This window comes from Nonomuraea mangrovi (assembly GCF_042681425.1).
GTDB lineage: Bacteria > Actinomycetota > Actinomycetes > Streptosporangiales > Streptosporangiaceae > Nonomuraea > Nonomuraea mangrovi.
Window position 1 is genome coordinate 133,586 of the sequence record NZ_JBHUFV010000105.1, and the last position, 20,500, is coordinate 154,085.

Here is a 20,500-nt window from a genome sequence, read left to right on the forward strand (position 1 = left end):
GCGCCGGTGGGCTGTGTCGGCGCGGGCGGTCGTGTGCGGCGAGCCTTCCTGGTTGAACACGCCGTCGTCCCCGAACGCCGAGCCGCCACCCAGCGGCGGCGAAACGGCGCCGGTGGGCTGTGTCGGCGCGGGCGGTCGTGTGCAGCGAGCCTTCCTGGTTGAACACGCCGTCGTCCCCGAACGTCGAGCCGCCACCCAGCGGCGGCGAAACGGCGTCGGCGGGCTATGCCAGCGAGCGCGGTCGTGTGCGGCGAGCCTCCCTGATTCCGAAGATCCACGAGAGTCTCGCACGTCGTGGAGTTACTCACAGCAATGGTTCTGTCACTGTGCCGAAAGGAGAGGGAGTCCGTGGGGCAGGGGTTGTCTGCCGTGACGCCGGGGACGATCCGCCGCATGGCGAGCACATTCCAGCGGGGCAAGGTGGAACTGGTTTTCAGTGCGATGGACACCGACGGCGACGGCCTATTGCGCGAGAGCGACTTCGAGTCCCTCGCGCGGCGTTGGGCGTCCGTCCGTGCAGCGGGTGATGAGGAGCGCCTGACTGCGATCATGCATGGCTGGTGGGGAACGCTCGCCGCGCACTCCCGCGACCCCGAGTCTGTCACGGTCGACGACGTCCTCACTGTCGTGGATCTGCTCGGCCAGATACCAGACGCCGTCACCGCCACCGCCGAGGCCATGTTCGAAGCCGTCGACGAGGACGGCGACGGCCGGATCTCCTCGACCGAGTACCAGCGGATGATCGAGGCGTGGAACGGCAGCCCCACCGACACCACCGCCGTGTTCGCCCGCCTCGACGCTGACGGCGACGGCATCATCTCCCGCACGGAGTTCACCCTCCACTGGAGCGAGTTCTGGGCGGGCGACGACCCCGCGGCACCAGGCACCCACGTCTTCGGCACGCCCTCCATCCCTTGACCAGACCGGCTCGGGTGGCGGCGTGACGACATCTGTGTTGGGGAGTGTGGCGGCTTCGGTTTCTGGCTAGGCCCGGCTTGGGTGTCGGTGTGACGAGGTGGCTGTGTTGGGGAGTGTGGCGGCTTCATCTCCTGGCCGGGCCGGCTCGGGCGTCGGTGTGACGAGAAGGCCACGTTGGAGAGGGCAGCCTCCATGCCGTAATCCCTGCACATACTCCTCAAGGCCGGGTTTGGCCGGCAGGGACGCTCTGACCCGGCTCATGAATCCGGCGCAGAACATCATCAAAGGAACTCGCCGCGATCCCGAGTTCGGCCGGCTGGAGGCGCTCACGCCGGACGTGGGCTTCTTGAAGGTACGGGGCACGAGTGGCACCCGAGCTCAACTCCAGAGCCCATGTCAGGTGCGAAGACGCAGGCGGAGTCGATGAGTGTCCACCGCTGATTGTAGGGATATCCGGAACGTCGCCCTTTCTCTTCATACGGGCTCCCATTACTTTGCGCCACGCCGTGGCGGCGGAAGCTCCGGGCCGTGTAGGGGGCGTCCTGGCGGGGCAAGGTCGGCCTGGGTCAGCGGGTGGGCCTGGTGGTCGCCGTCGGGGAAGGTGATCGTGACCGCGTCGGAGGTCACGTCGACGGTGATCGCGTCACGGAGAGCGGACGGGTGAACGGCGTCTCCCGACAGGACGATGAGCGAGACGTGGATGCCAGGCGTGTCCGCGTGCAAGCACGGCACCGCCGAGTGCGGTCCGAAGGCGTTCGACTCCACGTCGCGGGACACGCTGGCGTGTTGCCAGCCGTACAGGCCGATGATCGCTGAGGTGAGCCCGTCCGAACGGCGGGTCCATGCCCATTCGGGGCCGGTGGCCGCGGCGGGCGGCGAGGCGTCGGAGACGGCGTAGCCTCCCTCCCGAACCGTCAAGCCGCTCGTGCGCGCAGCTGTCTCCATGACGTCAGAGGACTCCGGCGAGTGCCCGTGGCCTTCGGATCTCGCGGCGTCGGCTGGTATGGGGTCCAGTGGCGGTGGTTCGGCGGAGGGGCCGTCGGCTGGCGTGGGGCCCGGTGGGGGCGGTTCGTCGGCCGGGGTGAGGCGGGGTGAGGGTGGTTCGGCGGAGTGGGCGTCGGTTGGGGTGGGTGCCGGTGTCGGCGGTTCGGTGGAGGGGGCGTCGGCTGGGGTGAGGCGGAGTGAGGGTGGTTCGGCGGAGTGGGCGTCGGTTGGGATGGGTGCCGGTGTCGGCGGTTCGGCGGAGGGGGCGTCGGCCGGGGTGAGGCGGGGTGACGGTGGTTCGGCGGAGGGGGCATCGGTTGGGGTGGGTGCCGGTGTGGGCGGTTCGGTGGAGGGGGTGGGGGCTGCGGAGGTGGGCTGGGTGGGGGCGATGGTGTGGATGCGGACTTCCCAGGCGCCGCGGACGATCGAGGTTGTGGTGATGCGGGCGCCGTCGGGAGTTTCCGTATAGGACGAGGCGGTACGGTCGCCGCAGGTCAGTGGATGGATCGTGCCGCGGGGGGAGGGGAGGCCGTCGGCGGAGAGCAGGGCCAGGTGGTTGTCGACGTTTCTGGCCCAGGCGTGTTCGGCGGATTCGGGGGCGGTGCGCGTGGAGTAGGCGAGCTTGGCGTAGTGAGGGTCGTCGGGCGGGGCGCCGTGATCGCTGCCGTGGTTGATCAGGCGGACGATGCCGTCGTGGCGGGTGCCGTGGAGAAGCAGGCCGGTGGTGGGGATGGCCACGGTGAGATCGTGCTCGTCGATGGGGAGCATCTGTTCGCGAGCTGTCCACACCGGATGTTCGGGCGGCAGCAGCAGGCCGAGGAGACCCTTGGACGCCCAGTACGGAGACGCGGGCCCTGAGTAGGCCTGGGTGGTGGGCAGGAAGGTGTCGTACCAGCCCATGGGAAGCAGGCCGCGGCGGTCGGGGACGCCGCGTTCGACGAAGTGGCGGGCGACGGACGAGGCGAGTTTCCTGGTCTGGCCCGGGCTGAGCGGGGTGGCGTCGGCGAGCGCGCCGAGCCAGACGGGCGCGAGCGAGGCGAAGCGGTAGCAGAGCGAGCGGCCCTGGTGGACGGGCGCGCCGTCGGAGCCGAAGAAATGCTGGTAGGTGGTGAGGAACTCGGCCAGGCGGTCGCGGTAGAGCTTGGCCCGATCGGTGTCGCCCGACATGCGGGTCCACAGCAGGGGATACAGGTGGAGCGCCCAGCCGCCGTAGTAGTCGAAGTTCCGGGTGCCGCCGTCGGTGTACCAGCCGTCGCCGACGTACCAGTCCTCGATCCGTTCCAGGCCCCTGTCGATCTCGTCCTGTTCGTACGGCCCGCCGACCGACTTCACGAACTCCTCGCTCACGGTCTGGAACAGCATCCAGTTGTTGTCCCACGTCCGCTTCCCGATGAAGCCGCTCAGCCAGGCGACCACCCGTTCCTGCACGTCGGACGGGAGCTGGTCCCACAGCCACGGCTTCGACTCGTGGAGGCCCACCGCGATGGAGGCGGCCTCGACCATCTGCTGGGAGCAGTCGGTCAGCGCGGGCCAGGCTTCGTCGCTCGCGGGATCGGTGCCGTTGGCCAGGCCGGTGGCGTACCTTTCGATCAGCTCGGGGCGTACCTGTCCGCGCGCGCCCGCGATGCGGAACGCGGCGGCGAGGAACGGGCGGGCGAACCCCTCCAGACCGTCGAGCGCCACCCCTGACCAGCTGGCTCTCCCAGGTAGCCGGTATTGGGCGAAGCCCGGCGACGCGTACGGCACGACCGAGTCGAGCAGGTGGTCGGCCAGCTTCTCCCAATGGGCGCGCGTCCAGCCGGTACGTGGTGAGAGCAGTCGGTCGGTGGGCGGCAGGGACAGGTAGGGAGGGGTCATGCCTAGCCTTCTCGGTGGCGGCCGACCGTGAGCTCGGCCGTGTGGGTGTGGCCGCGCGATCCGGCCAGTCCGACGGTGATCGTGGGGTTCCTACCCGGTCGGACGGTGACCGTGTCGTCGGCGCCGGCCACGCCGTGGGCGGGGTGGTCGAGGGTGAGTGTGACGGTGTCGACGGTCCTGCTGGGGTCGGAGACGGCCAGCGAGACGTGGTCGCCGGCCCGCCGTACGAGGACGGCGCAGGAAGCGGAGGCGGTGACCCCGCCCGCTTCGCCCGCGGACCAGAAGGTGGCGGCGAACAGCCGGTCCTTGCCCTGCTGGGCCGCGACCGCCTGGACCTCGGCGGAGTTGGCGAGGATCTCGACGCCCGCATGGGCGGCGGTCTGCTCGGCGGTCGCGTGGGGGAGCAGAAGGTAGGCGTAGCTCGCACCGGTCGGGTCGGCACCGTGGTCGAACCAGAGCGTGACGTACTCCCTCGACACCGGCCCGCCGGCGCCTCCCGTGTCGGCACCGTCGTTGATCGCCCTCCAGGTGTCGGTGCGCACCTCACGCAGCGTGCGCAGCGGCGCGCCACCAGGGAACACATAGCCGCCCACCCCTTCGAGATGCGCCCACGAGGAGACGGACGAACCCTCGGCGCCCTGCGCGGGGACGCCGTCGACGACCAAGACGCCTGTGGTGCCGCGGTTGTCGACGATGGTCTCGATCGTCCTGCCGTCGGTGCTGGTGATGCCCGCACCCAGGCAGACCACCGCGTCGTCGAGGCATATCCAGCTCTTCCTGGCCGTGAGGGTGGTGCCCATGGCCATGAGCTCGAGGCTCGCCACGCCGTACCCGCCGAGGACGGCGCCGCCCGCCCACGCGTTCGACGGGCGGAACGTGCCGGTGCCGCTCACAGAGACCGCGGGATCACGCGGCCGCGTGTCGACCGTCGTGCCCGGCAGCCGGTAGGAGTCGACGGTCGGCCAGTAGTCGGCGCTGTAGTGGTCGAGGTCGGTGTACAGGTAGGTGACGCCGTCGCCTTGGTACCAGGCGCGGTAGTTCTCCCCGTTGCCGCACTCGTAGGCCGCGATCCGCTTGGAGTCGAGGCTGAGGGCGAAGGACCAGTCTGTACGGCGGTGCACGACACGGTTCATGTCGGCGAACACGTGATGCCCGACCGGCCTGGACGCGGCGGCCAGCGCCGGGTCGTCGAGCACGGCCCGGGCCCGTGCCGTCGCCGCGATGCCCGAGCGCTCCACGAACCTGCCCCTGCTCACCCAGCCCTTGGCCAGCGACCTGAACCTGGTCGCATACGGCTCGGGCGCGCCGCTCGCGAGCTGGAGCACCGCGTCGACGGTGTCACGTCCGGCGTCGTGGTCGCGGTAGCCGCCGCGCGACACGGCCCTGCCCCTGACGCTGTCCATCATGAGACCGTCGTGGATCCACGGCGCGAACGTCCGCTCGACGGCGTCGAGGATCACCGCTCTCTTGGGGTCGGTGACCTCCCAGCTCGATCCGCCGAGCAGGCCGAGGACGGCGCTGACCGACTGGAGCAGGACGACGCCGTAGGAGCCGGTGTAGGCGACGGTGTCGTGCTGGACGAAGGAGCCGTCGGCGTAGAAGCCGTCGCGGGAGGTGACGTAGCCGAACAGGGTGTTACGCCCGCCGTCCCGCACGTCGGACAGCCCGTCGCGGGCCAGGGCGACCTTCGCCGCGTCGTCGCCGACGATTCCACGAAGGGCGACGATCAGCGCCTTGTCGGCCCTGTTGGCGCCGGTCTCGGAGAAGTTGGTGAGGTTGGTCCTGCGGTCGGGATCGGGGCAGAAGCGGTCGACGGCTCGGATCCAGGCCGCGCGCTGCTCAGGGGCGATGACGTCGTACATCAGGAGGCAGGTGTCGATCAGGGCTCTGGAGGCGCCGATCTCCCAGTGCCACCAGTTGCCCACTTCCTTCTTGGTCTCGTTGTAGGCGCGGGCGTAGAGGAAGTCGAGGGCGTTGAGGAGCTCCGTCGCGAGCCGGGCGTCGTCGTGGAGTTTCGAACCCGGCGTCGCCCAGGCGGTGGCGAGGGTGCGGAGGCGCTGGTGGCTGCTGGAGATGTCGCCTGACGCGCCCTTGAGCGGGAGGTCGGGCCACAGGAAGGTGCGGCCGGGCGAGAGGTCGATGGTGTCGCGGAGGGCGGTGGCCGAGGCGTCGAGCCTGGCGATGGGCGCTGCGAAGGCGGGGTCGGCGGGGTCGAAGGGGGCGCCGGTGAGCATGGCGGTGGCCTTGGCGCGGAGGGCGGCGAACTCGGTCACGCCGGAAGTCTGGCTGGTCGGGGTGGGGAAGATGGTTGCCGAGCCCGGTTCTGTGGAAAACGCGGGGTTGACGCCGGGGGCTGTGGACAACGGGCCCGAGGGGAGGAGGAAGGCGGCCAGGCCACCGGCCAGCCCGAGAAAACCTCGCCGGCTGGAGGTGACACGGATGGGGTCGTTCCCAAGCGGTGCGCCCGGGCCGGAGGAGATCGGGGCGACCAGGGAGGCCGCCGGTGATGGCCGCACGGGCCCGGGTTCGGCGGCGGCTGCGGTGATCAGGGGCGAGGAGCCGGCGGAGGCGGCGGGCGACGGGGAGGACGGGGAGGGGCGCATGAGGTCGGGCTCCTACTCGGCCAGGGTGCTCGGGTCGACGTCGGGGGCGGGCAGGCCGAGTGCGGCCACCTGTGCCAGGTACTCCGCCGTCACCGGCGCTCCCCATCGCGTCCAGAACCCGCTCAGATCCCGTCCAGCCGTGCGGGAGGTGTAAAGCGCCAGATACCCCCACCTCTTGTCCGTCTCCGTCCACTCCGACGCAGGTCGCTCGGAACGGACCAGCCGGTGCAGGCGGGGCCAGAAGTCGTCCCCGTAGGCGAGCTCCAGCTGCCGGAACGGCACCAACTTCTCGTAGGCGCCGAACCCCTTCACGTAGCCGGAGCTCGGCAGCTTCGGCAGCGCGCTTTGGTACGGCGTGAGCCCCGTCTTCGCGTCCGGCTTGGTGAGGTTCGACGGCTGTCCGAGGGTCCGCTGCGCCGCCAGCGCGTAGATGTTGACCGTGACCTCCGTGAGGTCGGTCGGCTTGTAGGCCATCTGCTGGTGCTGGTGTCCGAGCTCGTGGTACACGCCCCACCCTCTGGTCCGCAGCCCTTCCACGGTGAGCAGCCGGTCGAGGTAGGTGCGCGGGTAGGCGGTCCAGCCGTGGGTGGCGTACGCGCCCGCCCCCGTGGGCATGCGCGGCGCCTCCACCAGGTGGAACGGCAGCGGGCTCCGCTCCCGCTCGGCGAGCCCCGAGATCGCCGCGTGCGAGGAGACGATCGTCTCGAGCAGGGTCAGCAGCCCGTGGTGGTCCTGGTCGCGCCAGGCGAGCATGCCGTCCCTTGTCACCGTGACGATCCCGTACGGCGAGACCAGCTCGACCTGGGGCGCGGCGGTCAGCGTGTCGAGCTGTGACTGGAAGGCCTGTTCGGTCGTCTCGCCCATCACGAACGTCGGCGCCGGCGTCCCGCCCTGGACGAACTTCACCTTGGCCTTCCTGCGGTCCTCGGTCGAGGAGCCGATCAGCGACAGGTAGACCATGCCGCCGCCGGGGTCGGTGACGGTGTTGACGCCCGAGGTCAGGGGGTAGGCGCGCGGGTTCTTGTAGGTGACGTCGGCGTGGGTGTCGGGGGCGCCGACGTGCAGGGTGGGCAGCAGGCCGTCCTTCGCGTCGACCTCGACGGTCAGCTCGGCGGCGGCGGGCAGATAGAGCCCGGTGGGGCGGAAGTTCGTGGTCCCGAGTGCCTGCTGGAGCCTCAGCCGCTCGCTCTCGGCGCTGGGCCTGGCCCGCAGCACCACGGTCCGGCCGGCGGGTCCGAACGCGCCGGTGGCGGAGGAGCCGAAGGCAGGGGAGGAACCGAGGAGGACGGCGCCGACGGTGGCCGCGCCGAGGAAGCCGCGACGCGAAAGGGGGGTGGTCGTCATGACGGCAGCATGTAAGCGCTTTCTAGGGCGAGTCAAGGGCTTGTGAATCTTTCTACGTCTTTCTATGCAGCTCAGCGGCAGAGGCTTAGTAAGCGCTTGCTACCGATCCGCGCACGACGACGGTCGTCCCCACCCTCGTGGTGGTCTGCACGGGCGCGAGGTAGTCGCCCTCCTCTGCCACGCCCAGCGCCAGCCGTACGGCCTGCCGTCCCATCTCCTCCAGCGGGATCCGCACGGTCGTCAGCTGCGGCCGCAGCTCCTGAGCCACCGGCACGTCGTCGTAGCCGACGACGGAGAGCTGCTCGGGCACGGACACGCCCGCCAGCTCCAGCGCCTGCATGACGCCCGCCGCGACGGTGTCGTTGGCCGCGAAGACCGCGGTGAAGTCCAGCCGCTCGGCCAGCAGCTCCCTGATCGTGTCGTAGCCGAACCTGCGGCTGAACGACCCGGTGCGCACCAGCTCCTTGGCCTGCGGCAGCCCGCGCATCTCCAGCGCCCTGCGATGCCCGGCCAGACGGGCGATCGTCGTGGACAGCGAGGACGGCCCGCCCAGGAACAGGATCCTGCGGTGCCCCTGCGTGATCAGGTAGTCGGTGATGGCGAAGGCGCCGCCCTCGTTGTCGTACTCCACGACCCTGGTCGGCACGTCGTCGCCCAGCGAGGGCCGCCCGCACAGCACCAGCGTCGAGCCGGCGGAGTGCAGGGCGCGGGCCCTGCGGGCGACCTCCGCGGCGTAGGCGCGGTCCTCGTGCGCCCCGCCGACCAGGATCACCGCGTCGGCGCGCTGTTCGTGCAGCAGGTCGATGAGCGCGAGCTCCTGCTCGTGGCTGCCCTGCGTGCAGCACACCATGCACAGCCGCCCGTGCCTGGTCGCCTCGCGTTCGACGCCCCTGGCGATGTAGGCGTAGAACGGGTCGACCACGTCGTTGATGATGATCCCGACCGTCCTGTTGGTCGCCCCGGCCAGCGCCCTGGCGTGGGCGTTGACGACGTAGCCCAGCTCGGCGATGGCCGCCTCGACCCGCTCCCTCGTCGACGTCGCGACAGGGTAGTTGCGGTTGATCACCCTGGAGACGGTCGCGCTGGAGACGCCGGCTCTTCTGGCCACGTCGGCGATGGTCGCCGAGCTCATGTCGGTCACCGGCTCCTCCTTGCCCGTGTGAAGATCATGCCATTCGGTCGAGCGCGTCGAGCCGGATCTCGTGCAGCAGCGGAAGCCCCGCGCAGTACCTGGCGACCTCCTCGACCGTGGAGTCCGCCAGCCTGCCGAGCTCGTTGCCCTGCGCGCCCGCGAGATGCGGGGTGAGGAAGACGTTCGGCAGCCCGAACAGCGGATGCCCGGCGGGCAGCGGCTCGGGGTCGCTGACATCAAGTATCGCGTCCAGCCGGCCGCTCGCGACCTCCTCCAGCAGGGCCTCGGTGTCGATGAGCGTGCCCCTGGCGGTGTTGACCACGACCGCGCCGTCCATGAGCGTGGCCAGCAGAGAGCGGTCCAGCATGCGGTAGGTCTCGGGCGTGCTCGGCGCGTGCAGGGTCACCACGTGCGAGCGGCGGGCCAGCGTGTCGAGGTCGACAGGGGTCGCACCCATGCCGGCCACCTCAACGGGGTCGGCGTAGGGGTCGTAGACCAGGACCTCGGCCTCGAGCCCGCGAAGCAGCTCGACGACCCGCCGCCCGATCCGCGACAGGCCCACCACGCCGATGATGATCCGCCGAGCGCCCAGCCACGGGACCCCGGTGAAGTCACGTTTCGTGCCGTGCTCCCGGTACCTGTGGGCCAGGGTGAAGGCGCGCTTCACCCCGAAGACGATGGCGGCGTAGGTGAACTCGGCCACCGGTACGGCGTTGGCGTCGGCGGCGCTCGACACGCGCACGCCCCGTTCCAGCACCGCGGGGTCGAGGAACGTCTTCACCGTCCCCGCCGCGTGGGCGATGAACCGCAGTCCGGGCGCCCGTTCCAGGAGCTCGGGCCCGAGCGGCGGGCAACCCCACCCCGTGACCAGCACCTCGGCCGCGGCGAGCGCCCGCGACGCGGCGGCCGCCGAGAGGTTGTGCAGGACGTCGTCGTGGAGGTCGGCCAGCTCGGCGAGCCGGTCGAGGGCGCCCCTGGCGAAGACCTCCTCGCGCACTCCCGGCGCCATCGCCAGGACGGTGCGCGGTCTGAGCCGCACCTCCATGACCGTCACATCACGCTCCCCGAAACGTCGAACCCAGGACTCGTCAGCATAGTAAGCGCGTTCTATCGAGAACGTGCGCCGCACGCTAGGCCCTCCCCAGATCAGGCGTCAAGCTCGGCTACAAAAGGCGTCTCTCCCTCTTGACGAATCAAGAAAGCGCTTACTACGGTCACGCCAACTGGAAGGACCACGCATGACGACTCCCCTCGAAGCCGTCGGTTCCGGTACGGCCCGCCGTACCGGAACCGAAACCCCCGCGGTCGTGCCCAAGCGCCTGCCGCTCAGGAAACGCCTCTGGCGGGACCGGGTCATGCTCATGCTCACCCTGCCCGGCCTGCTGTACTTCCTGGTCTTCCACTACGTCCCGCTCTTCGGCTACGTGGCGGCCTTCCAGGACTACCAGCCGTACATCGGCTTCCTCGACAGCCAGTGGATCGGCCTGCAGAACTTCGCGACCATGCTGGGCGACCCCCGGTTCTGGGACGCGGTGGGCAACACGCTGCGCATCACGCTCACCCAGCTGGTGCTCTTCTTCCCCGCCCCGATCGCGCTGGCTCTGCTGCTCAACAGCGTGGTCAGCGAGAAGGCCCGCAGGTTCGTGCAGAGCGTGGTCTACCTGCCGCACTTCATCGGCTGGGTGATCATCGTCTCGATCTTCCAGCAGGTCATCGGCGGGGCGGGCGTGCTGCCCGACTTCCTGGAGAGCATCGGCCTGCCGCGCTACGACATGATGACCGACCCCGACGCCTTCCCTCTGCTGGTGACGCTGCAGGTCATCTGGAAGGACTGCGGGTGGGGCACGATCATCTTCCTGGCCGCGCTGCTGTCCATCCCCTCCGAGCTGTACGAGGCGGCGGCGATGGACGGCGCGGGCCGATGGCGCAGGCTCTGGCACGTCACGCTGCCGGGCATCACGCCGATCATCATCCTGCTGCTCATCCTCAACCTCGGCAGCATCCTGTCGGTCGGATTCGAGCAGATCCTGCTCCAGCGTGACGCGGTGGGTCCCGAGTCGGGCGAGGTGCTCGACACGTTCGTCTATTTCAACGGCGTCCAGGACGGCCAGTGGGGTCCCGCCGCGGCCGTCGGCCTGGTGAAGGCGGTCGTCGGCGCCGCCCTGGTGCTCGGTGCCAACAAGGTGGCGCACCTGCTGGGCCACGAGGGGGTGTACCGCAATGCGGGCAAGTGACCGCCCGGCATGGATGGAGCGGCCCTCCAGGCTCGGCACCGGCCTCAAGGCGGCCGTCATCGTCGCGATCACGCTGCTGGTGGTCTATCCGTTCGTCGGCGTCCTCGGTACCAGCCTCTCCTCGGAGTCGGAGATCGCCAGAAGCGGCGGCTTCGTCCTGCTGCCCACCTCGCCGCAGCTCGACGCCTACCGTGCGGTCTTCGACGGAGGCACCGTCACCCGCGCCCTGCTCGTCAGCGTGCTGGTCACGGGGCTCGGCACGCTGGCGAGCGTCACGGCCACGATCGGCATGGCGTACGGCCTGAGCCGCCGCGAGGTCACGGGCTCGAAGTGGATCCTGATGATCGCGCTGCTCACCATGCTCTTCAACCCCGGCATCATCGCCAACTTCCTGCTGGTCAACCAGCTCGGCCTGCTCAACAGCTCCGGCGCGCTCGTCCTGCCCAGCCTGGTCAGCGCGTTCAACCTGGTCGTGCTGCGCTCCTTCTTCATGAACCTGCCGGGCGAGCTGCTGGAGAGCGCCCGCATGGACGGCGCGGGCGACCTGCGGATCCTCGTCCGCATCGTGCTCCCGCTGTCGAAGGCGGTGATCGCGGTGGTGTCGCTGTTCTACGCGGTCGCCTACTGGAACAACTTCTTCAACGCCCTGCTCTACATCGACGACGCGGACCGCCACCCGCTGCCGAACATCCTGCGCACCTTCATCCTGCAGGGCCGGACGCTGGAGAGCGCCGTGGGCACCGAGGCCCCCGCGCCCGTGCAGGCGATCCAGATGGCCGTGCTCGTCGTCGCCGTCGTCCCGATCCTCCTCGTCTATCCCTTCCTGCAGCGCTACTTCACCAAGGGCGTGCTCACCGGCGCGATCAAGGGCTGAGCCCGCCCTCCACCCCGAAGGAAGACCATGAACCTGTCCAGGCGCGGACTCCTCCGCCTCGGCGCGACCGCCACCGCGGGCGCCGCTCTCTCCCCGCTGCTGGCCGCCTGCGGCGGCGGTTCCGGCGCGGCCCCCGCGACCAAGGCGCAGGGGCTGACCATCAAGCTGCCGACGTACGTGCCGCTGCCCGGCGCGGCCAGGCCCGACCTGCCCGGCACCCCCGCCGGGGTGCCCGAGGGCTACTTCACCTATCCGAAGGAGCTGTTCAAGGCGGTCGCCAAGCCGCCGATGTCGGGCGGCACGGTGACGATGGCGTCGAAGACCTTCCTGCCGCCGCCCCCGCCCCGCGAGCAGAACGCCGCGTGGCAGGAGATCGAGAAGCGGCTCGGCGGCAGGGCCGAGCTGATGATCGTGCCGGAGGCCGACTGGCCGACGAAGTTCAACACCATGGTCGCCGGCGGCAACCTGCCCGACCTGTTCCCCTACGTCTCCACGCAGGGCGTCAACAACCTGCCCGCCTTCGTGTCCAGCCAGTGCAGCGACCTGACGCCGTTCCTGAGCGGCGACGCGGTCAAGGAGTACCCGAACCTGGCCGCCATCCCCGAGGTGTTCTGGAAGCAGGGCATCGTCGCGGGCAGGCTCTTCGGCCTGCCGATCCCGCGCAACATGGTCGGCGGGCTCGGCTTCTACCGGGCCGACCTGTTCGCCGCCGCCGGCGTCACCGACCTGGCGCAGATCACCGACACCGAACGGCTGGCCGAGCTGCTGAAGGCGGTGACCAACCCCAAGGAGAAGCGCTGGGGCGTGGTCGCGGCCACCGGCGGCCTGTTCGGCCTGTCGATCTTCGCCCAGCTCTTCGGCGCACCCAACGGCTGGCGCCTGGAGCCGGGCGGCAAGCTGGTCGCCGCGTTCGAGACCGAGGAGTACAGGGCCGCCGTCGAGTACACCCGCGCGCTGCGCGAGGCGGGCGTCATCTACCCGGGCTCCGAGGGCTTCGACTCGCTGAAGCGCAAGAACGAGTTCAACGCCGGCCGCGCGGCGATGACCTACGACGGCATGCCCGCCTTCCTCGGCCCCTCGGGCTACCTGCAGACCCAGAAGAAGATCGACCCCAAGGCGGACCCCCGCCCCATGCTGCCCGTCGGCGGCAAGACGGCGGCGTTCCTCAACAACATCGTCTTCGCCACCAACTTCGTGAAGAAGGCCGACGAGGCGAAGGTCAAGGAGATCCTGCGCGTCGCCGACTTCTTCGCCGCCCCCTTCGGCAGCGAGGAGTACACGCTCATCCAGTACGGCGTCGAGGGCACCGACCACACCCGCGACGACAAGGGCAACCCGATCCTCACCGAGCAGGGCGCCAAGGACACGACCGTTCCGTGGAAGTACCTCGGAGCCCCCACCCAGCCGGTCTTCGACGCCTCATCGAGCGAGGCCGTCAAGCTCACCCACGACGCGCTGTCCAAGATGATCGCGGTCGGCGTCGAGGACCCCACCACGGGCCTGTTCTCGCCGACCAGCGAGAACAGGTTCGAGGCGCTCTCCACCATGCGCACCGACAGGCTCACCTCGATCATCGCGGGCCGGGCGCCCATGTCCGACCTCGACCAGCTCGTCAAGGACTGGAAGGCACAGGGCGGCGACAAGATCCGCGCCGAGTTCGAGAGCGTCATCCAGAAGACCGGCGGCACCGGCTGAACCACCCCCCGACGATAGGTGTGACACCCCCCATGAAACGAACGATCTCAGCTCTGGCCCTCGCCGCCATGGCGGCAGGAGCCCTCGCCCCGCCCGCCCACGCCGCCCCCGCCCCGGGAGCGCCGGGCCTGGGCGACCCGCTCTTTCCCGACCTCGGCAACGGCGGCTACGACGTCCGCCACTACGACGTCTCCTTCGACTTCACCCCCGTCACCTACGACTTCACCGCCACGGTGACGATCCTGGCCACGGCCGTTCAGGACCTGTCGTCCTTCAACCTGGACACCGACGGCCACACGATCGACTCCGTCACCGTCGACGGCCGCCCCGCCACCTGGGCGCTCGCCCCCGGCCGCACGGGTCAGGAGCTCACCGTCACCCCGGCCGAGCCGCTGCGCGACCACCGCCCGTTCACCGCGACGGTGACGCTTCACGGCAACGGCAAGGCCCCGCGCTCAGGCCTGACCGGCTGGCGGTTCGGTCCCGACGGCGGGTTCGCCGCCGCCGCGCAGGCCAGCAGGGCCGACACGTTCTTCCCCGTCAACGACCACCCGTCCGACAAGGCCACGTGGACCTTCCGCGTGAAGGTTCCCGACGGCTACGTCGCCACCGCCAACGGCGAGCAGGCCGGCAGGGAGGGCGACGTCTGGCGGTTCGAGGAGCGCGAGCCGATGCCGCCCGAGTTGCTCGGCCTCGCCGTGGTCAAGGGCACCTACCTGTACGGCACAGGCCCGCACGGCCTGCCGCTGCGCCACGTCGTCCCGCAGGGTCAGGAGGCCACCTACGGCCCGATAGCCGCCGAGACCGCGGGCCAGATCGCGTGGGCCGAGGCGAGGTTCGGCCGGTTCCCCTTCTCCACCTACGGCGTGCACATCTACCCCGGCTACACCGACGCGCTGGAGAACCAGACCCTCTCCTTGTTCGGCACCGGCTGGTTCAGCAGGCCGACGTACTCCAACACGATGGTCCACGAGCTGGTCCACCAGTGGTTCGGCGACTCCGTCACTCCCGCCACCTGGCAGGACGCCTGGCTGAACGAGGGCCCCGCCGTCTACTACGCGGCCGTGTGGGCCGAGGAGCGGGGCGGCGAGAAGCTCGCCGACAAGATGCGGACCGTGTACGGCAAGCTCGACGAGGTCCGTGCCAAGGACGGCCCTCCCGGCAGGCCCAAGGCCCTCGGCGGCTACAACATCTACGACGGCGGCGCGCTGGTCCTGTACGCGCTGCAGAAGGAGCTCGGCGCCCGCGACTTCGACCGCGTCATGCGCCGCTGGGTCCAGCGCAACAAGGACGGCAACGCCTCCACCGAGGACTTCATCGCGCACGCCGTGAAGACGACCCACCGTCCTGGCCTGGACGCGTTCCTGCGCGCCTGGCTCTTCGGCGAGAAGAACCCTCCGTTGGAGCTCTCATGAGACGCCTGCTCGCCCTGACCGCCGTGCTCTCGCTCTGCCTGACGGGCGTCGCCGAGGCGGCTGGGACGCGAACGGGGCCGGCGCCCGCTCCCAAGGTCTACCACGCCGCGCCCGGCGCCACCGGCCGCGCCTGCAACGAAGTCAACCCCTGCTCTCTGGAGACGGCCAGGGACAAGGTCCGCGAGGCCATCGCGGGCGGCATGAACCGTGACATCGAGGTGCGGCTGACCGGGGGCGTCTACCGCATGGACGAGCCGCTCGTCCTCGACGGCCGCGATTCGGGCCCTGGCGGGCACACCGTCACCTGGACCGCCGTACCGGGCGCCAGGCCTGTGCTGTCGGGCGGCGTGCCGATCACCGGCTGGCGGCAGGAAGGCGGTCTCTGGGTGGCGCGGGCGCCTGAGGGCGTGATCCCCCGGCAGCTGTTCGTCGGCGGGGTCAGGGCGGTGCGCGCCCGCGGCGAGGCGTGTCCCGCGAGCGTCTGCGACGCCACCAGGACCGGCATGATCGGGGCCGTGAAGAGCGGCGTGGCCGCGTGGAAGGAGCCCGCGAACGCCGAAGCCGTGATCAGGATCCGCTGGCGCAACTACCACTGCAGGGTCGACAGGGTCGACGGTGACCTGCTCACGTTCGCCCAGCCGTGCTGGACCAACTCCGCCGGCGGCACGAACCGCACCGGCCCGGCATGGGACAGCACGACCGTCGACTCCAGCCGTTACACCAAGGTCTCCTACTTCGAGAACGCCGTCGAGCTGCTGGACCGGCCAGGAGAGTTCGTCTACGACCGCGGCAGCCGTACCGTCACCTACCTGCCCAAGCCGGGCGAGGACCTCAGCGACGTGATCACCCCCGCCCACGAGACGCTGCTGCGGATCGAGGGCGCGAGCAGGGTGACGATCTCGGGTCTCGGCTTCGAGCACGCCGCCTACCTGCAGCCGGACACCGACGAGGGCTACGCGGGCACGCAGGCGGGCCTGACGCTGACCGGGGTCACCGGACCTGTCGACCACGCGGGCCGCCACTACACCAAGCCCGCCGCCGCGGTCGTCGTGCGGGGCGGACACCAGGTGACGGTGGAGAACAGCGCCTTCACCCGCCTCGGCGGCGCGGGAATCGTCCTGGAGCGGGGGACCAAGGACTCGGCCGTCACCGGCTCGAGCTTCACCGACCTGTCCTCAGGCGCGGTCTACGTCGGCGACACCGAGCCCAACCCGCCCGCGGAGCTGCGCGGCGAGCGCAACACGGTCGCCCGCAACACGATCACGCACGCGGGCGTGGAGTTCACCGACGCGGTGGGAATCTGGGCCGGGTACGAGAGCGAACTGGCCGTCGACCACAACACGCTGGAGAAGCTGCCCTACTCCGGCATCTCCGTCGGCTGGGGATGGAACCAGCCGGAGGCGCAACGGCCCGACATGCGCGACAACAGGATCACCGGCAACCGGATCGTCGACGCCATGATGGTCGAGTTCGACATGCATGACGGCGGCGCGATCTACACCCAGGGACCGCAGCCCGGCACGGTCGTCTCCGGCAACTACGTCAACCGCTCCGCCTACGGCAACACCGAACGCGACGGCAACGGCGTCTACCTCGACGAGCAGAGCTCCCACATCCGCGTCGAGGGCAACGTGCTGACCCGCATGGGCTACAAGTGGGTCTCCAACTGGGCGGGGTACGGCATCGAGAACCTCGCCACGGGAAACTGGACGGACACCACGGCCCCCGCCCTGTCGGGGCGAGGCTCGCAGATGGCGGACAACCACACCGCCCTCGTACGGCTGCCTGACACCGCGATCCAGGTGGCCGAGGCCGCGGGCGCGACCCCCGGCGGCACGGTCGAGCAGCTCGCGCCCGACCTGGCCCGCGGCGGGTCGGCCACCCAGTCCTCCACCGACGGTACGGCCGGCGCCGCCAACGCGGTCGACGGCTCCACCACGACCGACACCAGGACCCTCAGCCGGCAGGGCTCCTGGTGGCAGGTCGACCTCGGCGCCGTCCAGCGGATCGGCTCGGTCGAGCTCTGGAACGACGCCTCGATGACCACCGGCGACGTCGAGGTGATCGTGGCCACCACCGCCGACCTGTCGGACGCGAGACGGGTGAGCCTGCAGGGCAAGGCGCTCCGCCCGTCGCTGGTGGAGATCGCGGCCGATGCCCGTTACGTGCGCGTCCAGCGCACGGGCACTGGCAGGATCGGGCTCGCCGGAGTATCGGTCCACCCGTAAACAACGCACCCGAAGGGGTACGGCCGGGCCGTACCCCTTCTCGCCTGGAGAGCAGATGAGCTGGTTCACCGACGCGCGGTTCGGCCTCTTCGTCCACTGGGGCATCTACGCCGCCGCAGCCCGCCACGAGTGGGTGAAGTCCTACGAGAAGCTGGACGACGCGCACTACCGGCGCTACTTCGACCATTTCGACCCCGACCTGTACGACCCGAAGGTCTGGGCGGAGGACGCGTGGAACGCGGGCATGCGCTACCTGGTCATCACGACCAAGCACCATGACGGGTTCTGCCTGTGGGACTCGGCGCTCACCGACTACAAGGCGACGGCGACGCCGTACGGCAGGGATCTGCTGCGGCCGATGCTCGAGGCATTCAGGGCCAGGGGGATGCGGATCGGGCTCTACCACTCGCTGATCGACTGGCACCACCCCGAGTTCCCCATCGACCTCTACCACCCGCAGCGCGACCAGGGCGAGGACGGCGCCAGGGACGTCCGCAAATACGCCGACTTCCTGCACGGGCAGGTCCGCGAGCTGCTCACCGGCTACGGGCGGATCGACACGATGTGGTTTGACTTCAGCTACCCGGGGCGCGGCATGGGCGCCAAGGGCAGGGACGAGTGGCGGTCCGCGGAGCTGGAGGCGATGGTCCGCGAGCTCCAGCCCGGCATCATGATCAACAACAGGCTCGATCTGGGGAGCGGTGACTTCACCACCCCCGAGCAGGTCATGCCGCCGGGCGGGGTGCCCGGCCACGTGCCGTGGGAGGCGTGCCAGACGCTCAACGGCAGCTGGGGCTACGACCGTGACAACCTCGACTGGAAGTCGCCGGAGCTGCTGCTGAGCATGCTGGTCGACACGGTTTCCAAGGGCGGCAACATGCTGCTGAACGTGGGTCCGAACGCGCGCGGCGAGTTCGAGCCGCGCGCCGTCGAGCGGCTGCGCGAGATCGGCAGGTGGACCAGGCTGCACGGCAGGGCGATCTACGGCGCGGGCGCGTCGGAGTTCACCCCGCCGCAGGACTGCCGCTACACCCAGCGCGGCGACCGGCTCTACCTGCACCTGCTGAACTGGCCGATGAGGCACGTCCATCTCCAGGGCCTCGCAGGGAAGGTGAAGTACGCCCAGTTCCTGCACGACGCGTCGGAGGTGCGGGTGCTCAGGGTCGATCCGAACGAGCCTGGCCACACCTACCTGAGCGGCGTTCCTGAGGACACGCTCACCCTGCAACTGCCCGTGACCAGGCCCGACGTGGCGATCCCTGTGATCGAGCTCTTTCTCTGAGCCCTGCGGGCCCGCGCGCGGGAACTAGCGGCCGGTGAAGGTCGGGCGCTGCTTGGCCAGGAACGCCCTGGTGGCGTCCCTGTGGTCCGCCGTGGCCGCCAGCGCGTCCTGCAGGTCGGCCTCCAGCTCCAGGGACTCTGCCAGCGAGTGCGTGGCCGCGAACGCCAGCGCGCGCTTGGTCGCGGCGAACGCCTTCGTCGGGCCCGCGGCCAGCCGCGCCGCCAGCTCGTGGCCTGCCTTCAGCAGCTCGCCCTCCGGCACGACCCGCGAGACCAGGCCGAGCTCCAGCGCGCGGGCCGCGTCCACCGGCTCGCCGAGCAGCAGCAGCTCGGCCGCGCGGCCACCGCCGACCAGGCGCTGGAGCGTCCACGAGGCGCCCGAGTCCGGCGCGAGCCCGATCGCGGTGAAGGCCATCGCGAACTTCGCCCGCTCCGAGGCGACGCGCAGGTCGCAGGCGTAGGCGAGGGAGGCGCCCGCGCCCGCCGCCACGCCGTTCACGGCCGCGACCACCGGCTTGTCCATGCCGGTGACCAGCTCGATCAGCGGGTTGTAGTGCGCGCGCACCGTGTCGGCCAGCCCCCTGCCCGCCTCCAGGTTCTCGGCGTGCTCGCGCAGGTCCTGCCCCGCGCAGAAGGCCCTGCCCTCCCCGGTGATCAGTACGGCCCGCACGGCGTCCGACGCAGCCGCCTCGCGCAGCGCGTCGAGCAGGGCGGTCTTCAGCGCCACCGTCAGCGAGTTCATCGCGTCGGGACGGTCGAGCGTGACGGTGGCGACGGCGTCGGCGACGTCGTAACGGATCACAGCAGCTCCTTGTCGACGAAAGCGGCGGCGGCGGGCATCAGCCTGGCCGCCTCCTGTTCGAAGTACGCCCGCGCCTTCTCGCCCTGCCACCCGGGCGGCAGCAGCTCTGCGGGCAGCCCGGGGTCGCGGAACAGGAAGTTGCGCCAGCCGTGCACCAGTCTGCTCCTGGTGGCGAAGACCCGGGAGGCAGGCGCGCCATCGCTCAGCCCCGCGATCAGATTCTGCGCCTCGGCCAGCCACTCCTCGTACGCGTGTCCGATCGCCGCCAGGTCCCACGCCCTGGCGACCAGCTCGCGCGGATCACCGTCGAGCACCGCGTCGAACCTGTCGGCGCGGATGTCCTCGTTGGCCAGCAGCGGATCGAGCTCGGGGGAGTGGCGAGGGCCGACCCAGGTCGTCTCCGACAGCGGCGCGTAGCCGAGAAAGGCCAGGTCGGCACGTAGCCGCTCCCTCTTGGCCCGGTCCCTGACCTGCTCCAGCACGACCAGGTGCCAGTGCCCCTGCCAGCTGATCGTTCCCGCTCGGTAAATTCTCAGCGCCGCCTCGTCCAAGCGTCTGACGGCCTTGGCGGTCACGGCGTATCCAGGGCCCTGCGGCAGCCGCACCCTGTCGAGCCAGCCCTGCCTGACCATGCGCGAAACCGCCGTCCTGACGGCGGGAGCCGCGATTTCCAGGGGCGCGAGCAGCCTGACCAGGGCGGCGACCGAGGCCTTCCCGCCGCGGGAACGCAGGTGGTCCCCGTACAGATCGAACAGCGCCGCGCGTGCGTTCACGAGCACCAGTTTGGACGGCTTCGCGACGCTGGACAACGGATGCTGGGAGGAGATCGTTACCCATTTGGCACTCCGATGCGGGAGAATAGGACATCACAGAAGACGTGAATGCGTCGGCCACCCACCGGGGCGGTCGTTGATCGCAACCGCGGAGTCCATGGCAGGAAGGGATACACGCATGGCGGCGATGAAGCCGCGGACCGGCGATGGTCCGCTGGAGGTCACCAAGGAAGGGCGCGGCATTGTCATGCGGGTCCCGCTCGAGGGTGGCGGCCGGCTCGTCGTGGAGATTTCGGCCGACGAGGCGAAGGCGCTCGGCGAAGCGCTGAAGAACGTGGTCGGCTGACCGCCGGCTCAACC

Annotated in this window: 15 protein-coding genes; 8 read left to right on the forward strand and 7 right to left on the reverse strand. The window is 70.3% G+C overall.

Annotated elements, in window-relative coordinates:
* The first annotated feature begins 393 nt into the window (after positions 1-393).
* The gene (locus ACFSKW_RS53080) at positions 394-918 is read left to right on the forward strand and encodes an EF-hand domain-containing protein (protein ID WP_379583244.1); all 525 of its coding nucleotides are present in this window, start codon (positions 394-396) and stop codon (positions 916-918) included.
* Positions 919-1,407: 489 nt separating this feature from the next.
* On the opposite strand, the gene ACFSKW_RS53085 is transcribed toward ACFSKW_RS53080, so the two are convergent.
* The 5 genes from ACFSKW_RS53085 to ACFSKW_RS53105 form a co-directional block, all read right to left on the reverse strand.
* Positions 1,408-3,759: a DUF2264 domain-containing protein gene (locus ACFSKW_RS53085; protein WP_379583246.1), complete on the reverse strand. Its 2,352-nt coding sequence runs from the start codon at positions 3,757-3,759 to the stop codon at positions 1,408-1,410.
* Between the two features lie 2 nt (positions 3,760-3,761).
* A complete protein-coding gene (locus tag ACFSKW_RS53090; protein ID WP_379583248.1) occupies positions 3,762-6,032 on the reverse strand; it encodes a polysaccharide lyase 8 family protein in 2,271 nt (756 codons plus the stop codon).
* 342 nt (positions 6,033-6,374) lie between these two features.
* Positions 6,375-7,706: a M60 family metallopeptidase gene (locus ACFSKW_RS53095; protein ID WP_379583249.1), complete on the reverse strand. Its 1,332-nt coding sequence runs from the start codon at positions 7,704-7,706 to the stop codon at positions 6,375-6,377.
* A gap of 85 nt (positions 7,707-7,791) precedes the next feature.
* Complete coding sequence (locus ACFSKW_RS53100; RefSeq protein ID WP_379583438.1) at positions 7,792-8,838, reverse strand: LacI family DNA-binding transcriptional regulator; 1,047 nt, start codon at positions 8,836-8,838, stop codon at positions 7,792-7,794.
* 34 nt (positions 8,839-8,872) lie between these two features.
* A complete protein-coding gene (locus ACFSKW_RS53105; RefSeq protein WP_379583439.1) occupies positions 8,873-9,883 on the reverse strand; it encodes a hydroxyacid dehydrogenase in 1,011 nt (336 codons plus the stop codon).
* A gap of 193 nt (positions 9,884-10,076) precedes the next feature.
* On the opposite strand from ACFSKW_RS53105, the gene ACFSKW_RS53110 reads away from it, so the two are divergent.
* The 6 genes from ACFSKW_RS53110 to ACFSKW_RS53135 are packed head-to-tail and all read left to right on the forward strand — an operon-like array spanning position 10,077 to position 18,566.
* Entirely contained in the window at positions 10,077-11,072 is a 996-nt protein-coding gene (locus ACFSKW_RS53110) for an ABC transporter permease (protein WP_379583250.1), read from the forward strand.
* The gene (locus ACFSKW_RS53115; RefSeq protein WP_379583251.1) at positions 11,059-11,946 is read left to right on the forward strand and encodes a carbohydrate ABC transporter permease; all 888 of its coding nucleotides are present in this window, start codon (positions 11,059-11,061) and stop codon (positions 11,944-11,946) included. The genes ACFSKW_RS53110 and ACFSKW_RS53115 overlap by 14 nt, the downstream gene beginning before the upstream one ends.
* Before the next feature lie 27 nt (positions 11,947-11,973).
* On the forward strand, positions 11,974-13,641 hold the full coding sequence (locus ACFSKW_RS53120) for an extracellular solute-binding protein (RefSeq protein WP_379583252.1): 1,668 nt from the start codon (positions 11,974-11,976) through the stop codon (positions 13,639-13,641).
* Between the two features lie 32 nt (positions 13,642-13,673).
* A complete protein-coding gene (locus ACFSKW_RS53125; RefSeq protein WP_379583254.1) occupies positions 13,674-15,056 on the forward strand; it encodes a M1 family metallopeptidase in 1,383 nt (460 codons plus the stop codon).
* Positions 15,053-17,284: a right-handed parallel beta-helix repeat-containing protein gene (locus ACFSKW_RS53130; protein WP_379583256.1), complete on the forward strand. Its 2,232-nt coding sequence runs from the start codon at positions 15,053-15,055 to the stop codon at positions 17,282-17,284. Before ACFSKW_RS53125 ends, ACFSKW_RS53130 begins: the two co-directional genes overlap by 4 nt.
* A gap of 55 nt (positions 17,285-17,339) precedes the next feature.
* Positions 17,340-18,566, forward strand: a complete 1,227-nt coding sequence (locus ACFSKW_RS53135; RefSeq protein ID WP_379583258.1) for an alpha-L-fucosidase — start codon at positions 17,340-17,342, stop codon at positions 18,564-18,566.
* A 24-nt stretch (positions 18,567-18,590) separates the two neighbouring features.
* On the opposite strand, the gene ACFSKW_RS53140 is transcribed toward ACFSKW_RS53135, so the two are convergent.
* Both ACFSKW_RS53140 and ACFSKW_RS53145 read right to left on the reverse strand, forming a co-directional pair.
* Positions 18,591-19,367: an enoyl-CoA hydratase-related protein gene (locus tag ACFSKW_RS53140; RefSeq protein WP_379583260.1), complete on the reverse strand. Its 777-nt coding sequence runs from the start codon at positions 19,365-19,367 to the stop codon at positions 18,591-18,593.
* The gene (locus ACFSKW_RS53145; protein WP_379583262.1) at positions 19,364-20,140 is read right to left on the reverse strand and encodes a PaaX family transcriptional regulator; all 777 of its coding nucleotides are present in this window, start codon (positions 20,138-20,140) and stop codon (positions 19,364-19,366) included. Before ACFSKW_RS53145 ends, ACFSKW_RS53140 begins: the two co-directional genes overlap by 4 nt.
* A gap of 178 nt (positions 20,141-20,318) precedes the next feature.
* Here ACFSKW_RS53145 and ACFSKW_RS53150 point away from each other — a divergent pair, with 178 nt between their 5' ends.
* Positions 20,319-20,486, forward strand: a complete 168-nt coding sequence (locus tag ACFSKW_RS53150) for a DUF3117 domain-containing protein (protein WP_020545024.1) — start codon at positions 20,319-20,321, stop codon at positions 20,484-20,486.
* Positions 20,487-20,500: the final 14 nt, after the last annotated feature.

What these genes read in the sequence shown, in the direction of transcription:
- ACFSKW_RS53080 (WP_379583244.1), top strand. Translation starts at nt 394, where the DNA reads ATGGCGAGCACATTCCAGCGGGGCAAGGTGGAACTGGTTTTCAGTGCG.
- ACFSKW_RS53085 (WP_379583246.1), bottom strand. Translation starts at nt 3,759, where the DNA reads ATGACCCCTCCCTACCTGTCCCTGCCGCCCACCGACCGACTGCTCTCA.
- ACFSKW_RS53095 (WP_379583249.1), bottom strand. Translation starts at nt 7,706, where the DNA reads ATGACGACCACCCCCCTTTCGCGTCGCGGCTTCCTCGGCGCGGCCACC.
- ACFSKW_RS53100 (WP_379583438.1), bottom strand. Translation starts at nt 8,838, where the DNA reads ATGAGCTCGGCGACCATCGCCGACGTGGCCAGAAGAGCCGGCGTCTCC.
- ACFSKW_RS53105 (WP_379583439.1), bottom strand. Translation starts at nt 9,883, where the DNA reads ATGGAGGTGCGGCTCAGACCGCGCACCGTCCTGGCGATGGCGCCGGGA.
- ACFSKW_RS53110 (WP_379583250.1), top strand. Translation starts at nt 10,077, where the DNA reads ATGACGACTCCCCTCGAAGCCGTCGGTTCCGGTACGGCCCGCCGTACC.
- ACFSKW_RS53115 (WP_379583251.1), top strand. Translation starts at nt 11,059, where the DNA reads ATGCGGGCAAGTGACCGCCCGGCATGGATGGAGCGGCCCTCCAGGCTC.
- ACFSKW_RS53120 (WP_379583252.1), top strand. Translation starts at nt 11,974, where the DNA reads ATGAACCTGTCCAGGCGCGGACTCCTCCGCCTCGGCGCGACCGCCACC.
- ACFSKW_RS53125 (WP_379583254.1), top strand. Translation starts at nt 13,674, where the DNA reads ATGAAACGAACGATCTCAGCTCTGGCCCTCGCCGCCATGGCGGCAGGA.
- ACFSKW_RS53130 (WP_379583256.1), top strand. Translation starts at nt 15,053, where the DNA reads ATGAGACGCCTGCTCGCCCTGACCGCCGTGCTCTCGCTCTGCCTGACG.
- ACFSKW_RS53135 (WP_379583258.1), top strand. Translation starts at nt 17,340, where the DNA reads ATGAGCTGGTTCACCGACGCGCGGTTCGGCCTCTTCGTCCACTGGGGC.
- ACFSKW_RS53150 (WP_020545024.1), top strand. Translation starts at nt 20,319, where the DNA reads ATGGCGGCGATGAAGCCGCGGACCGGCGATGGTCCGCTGGAGGTCACC.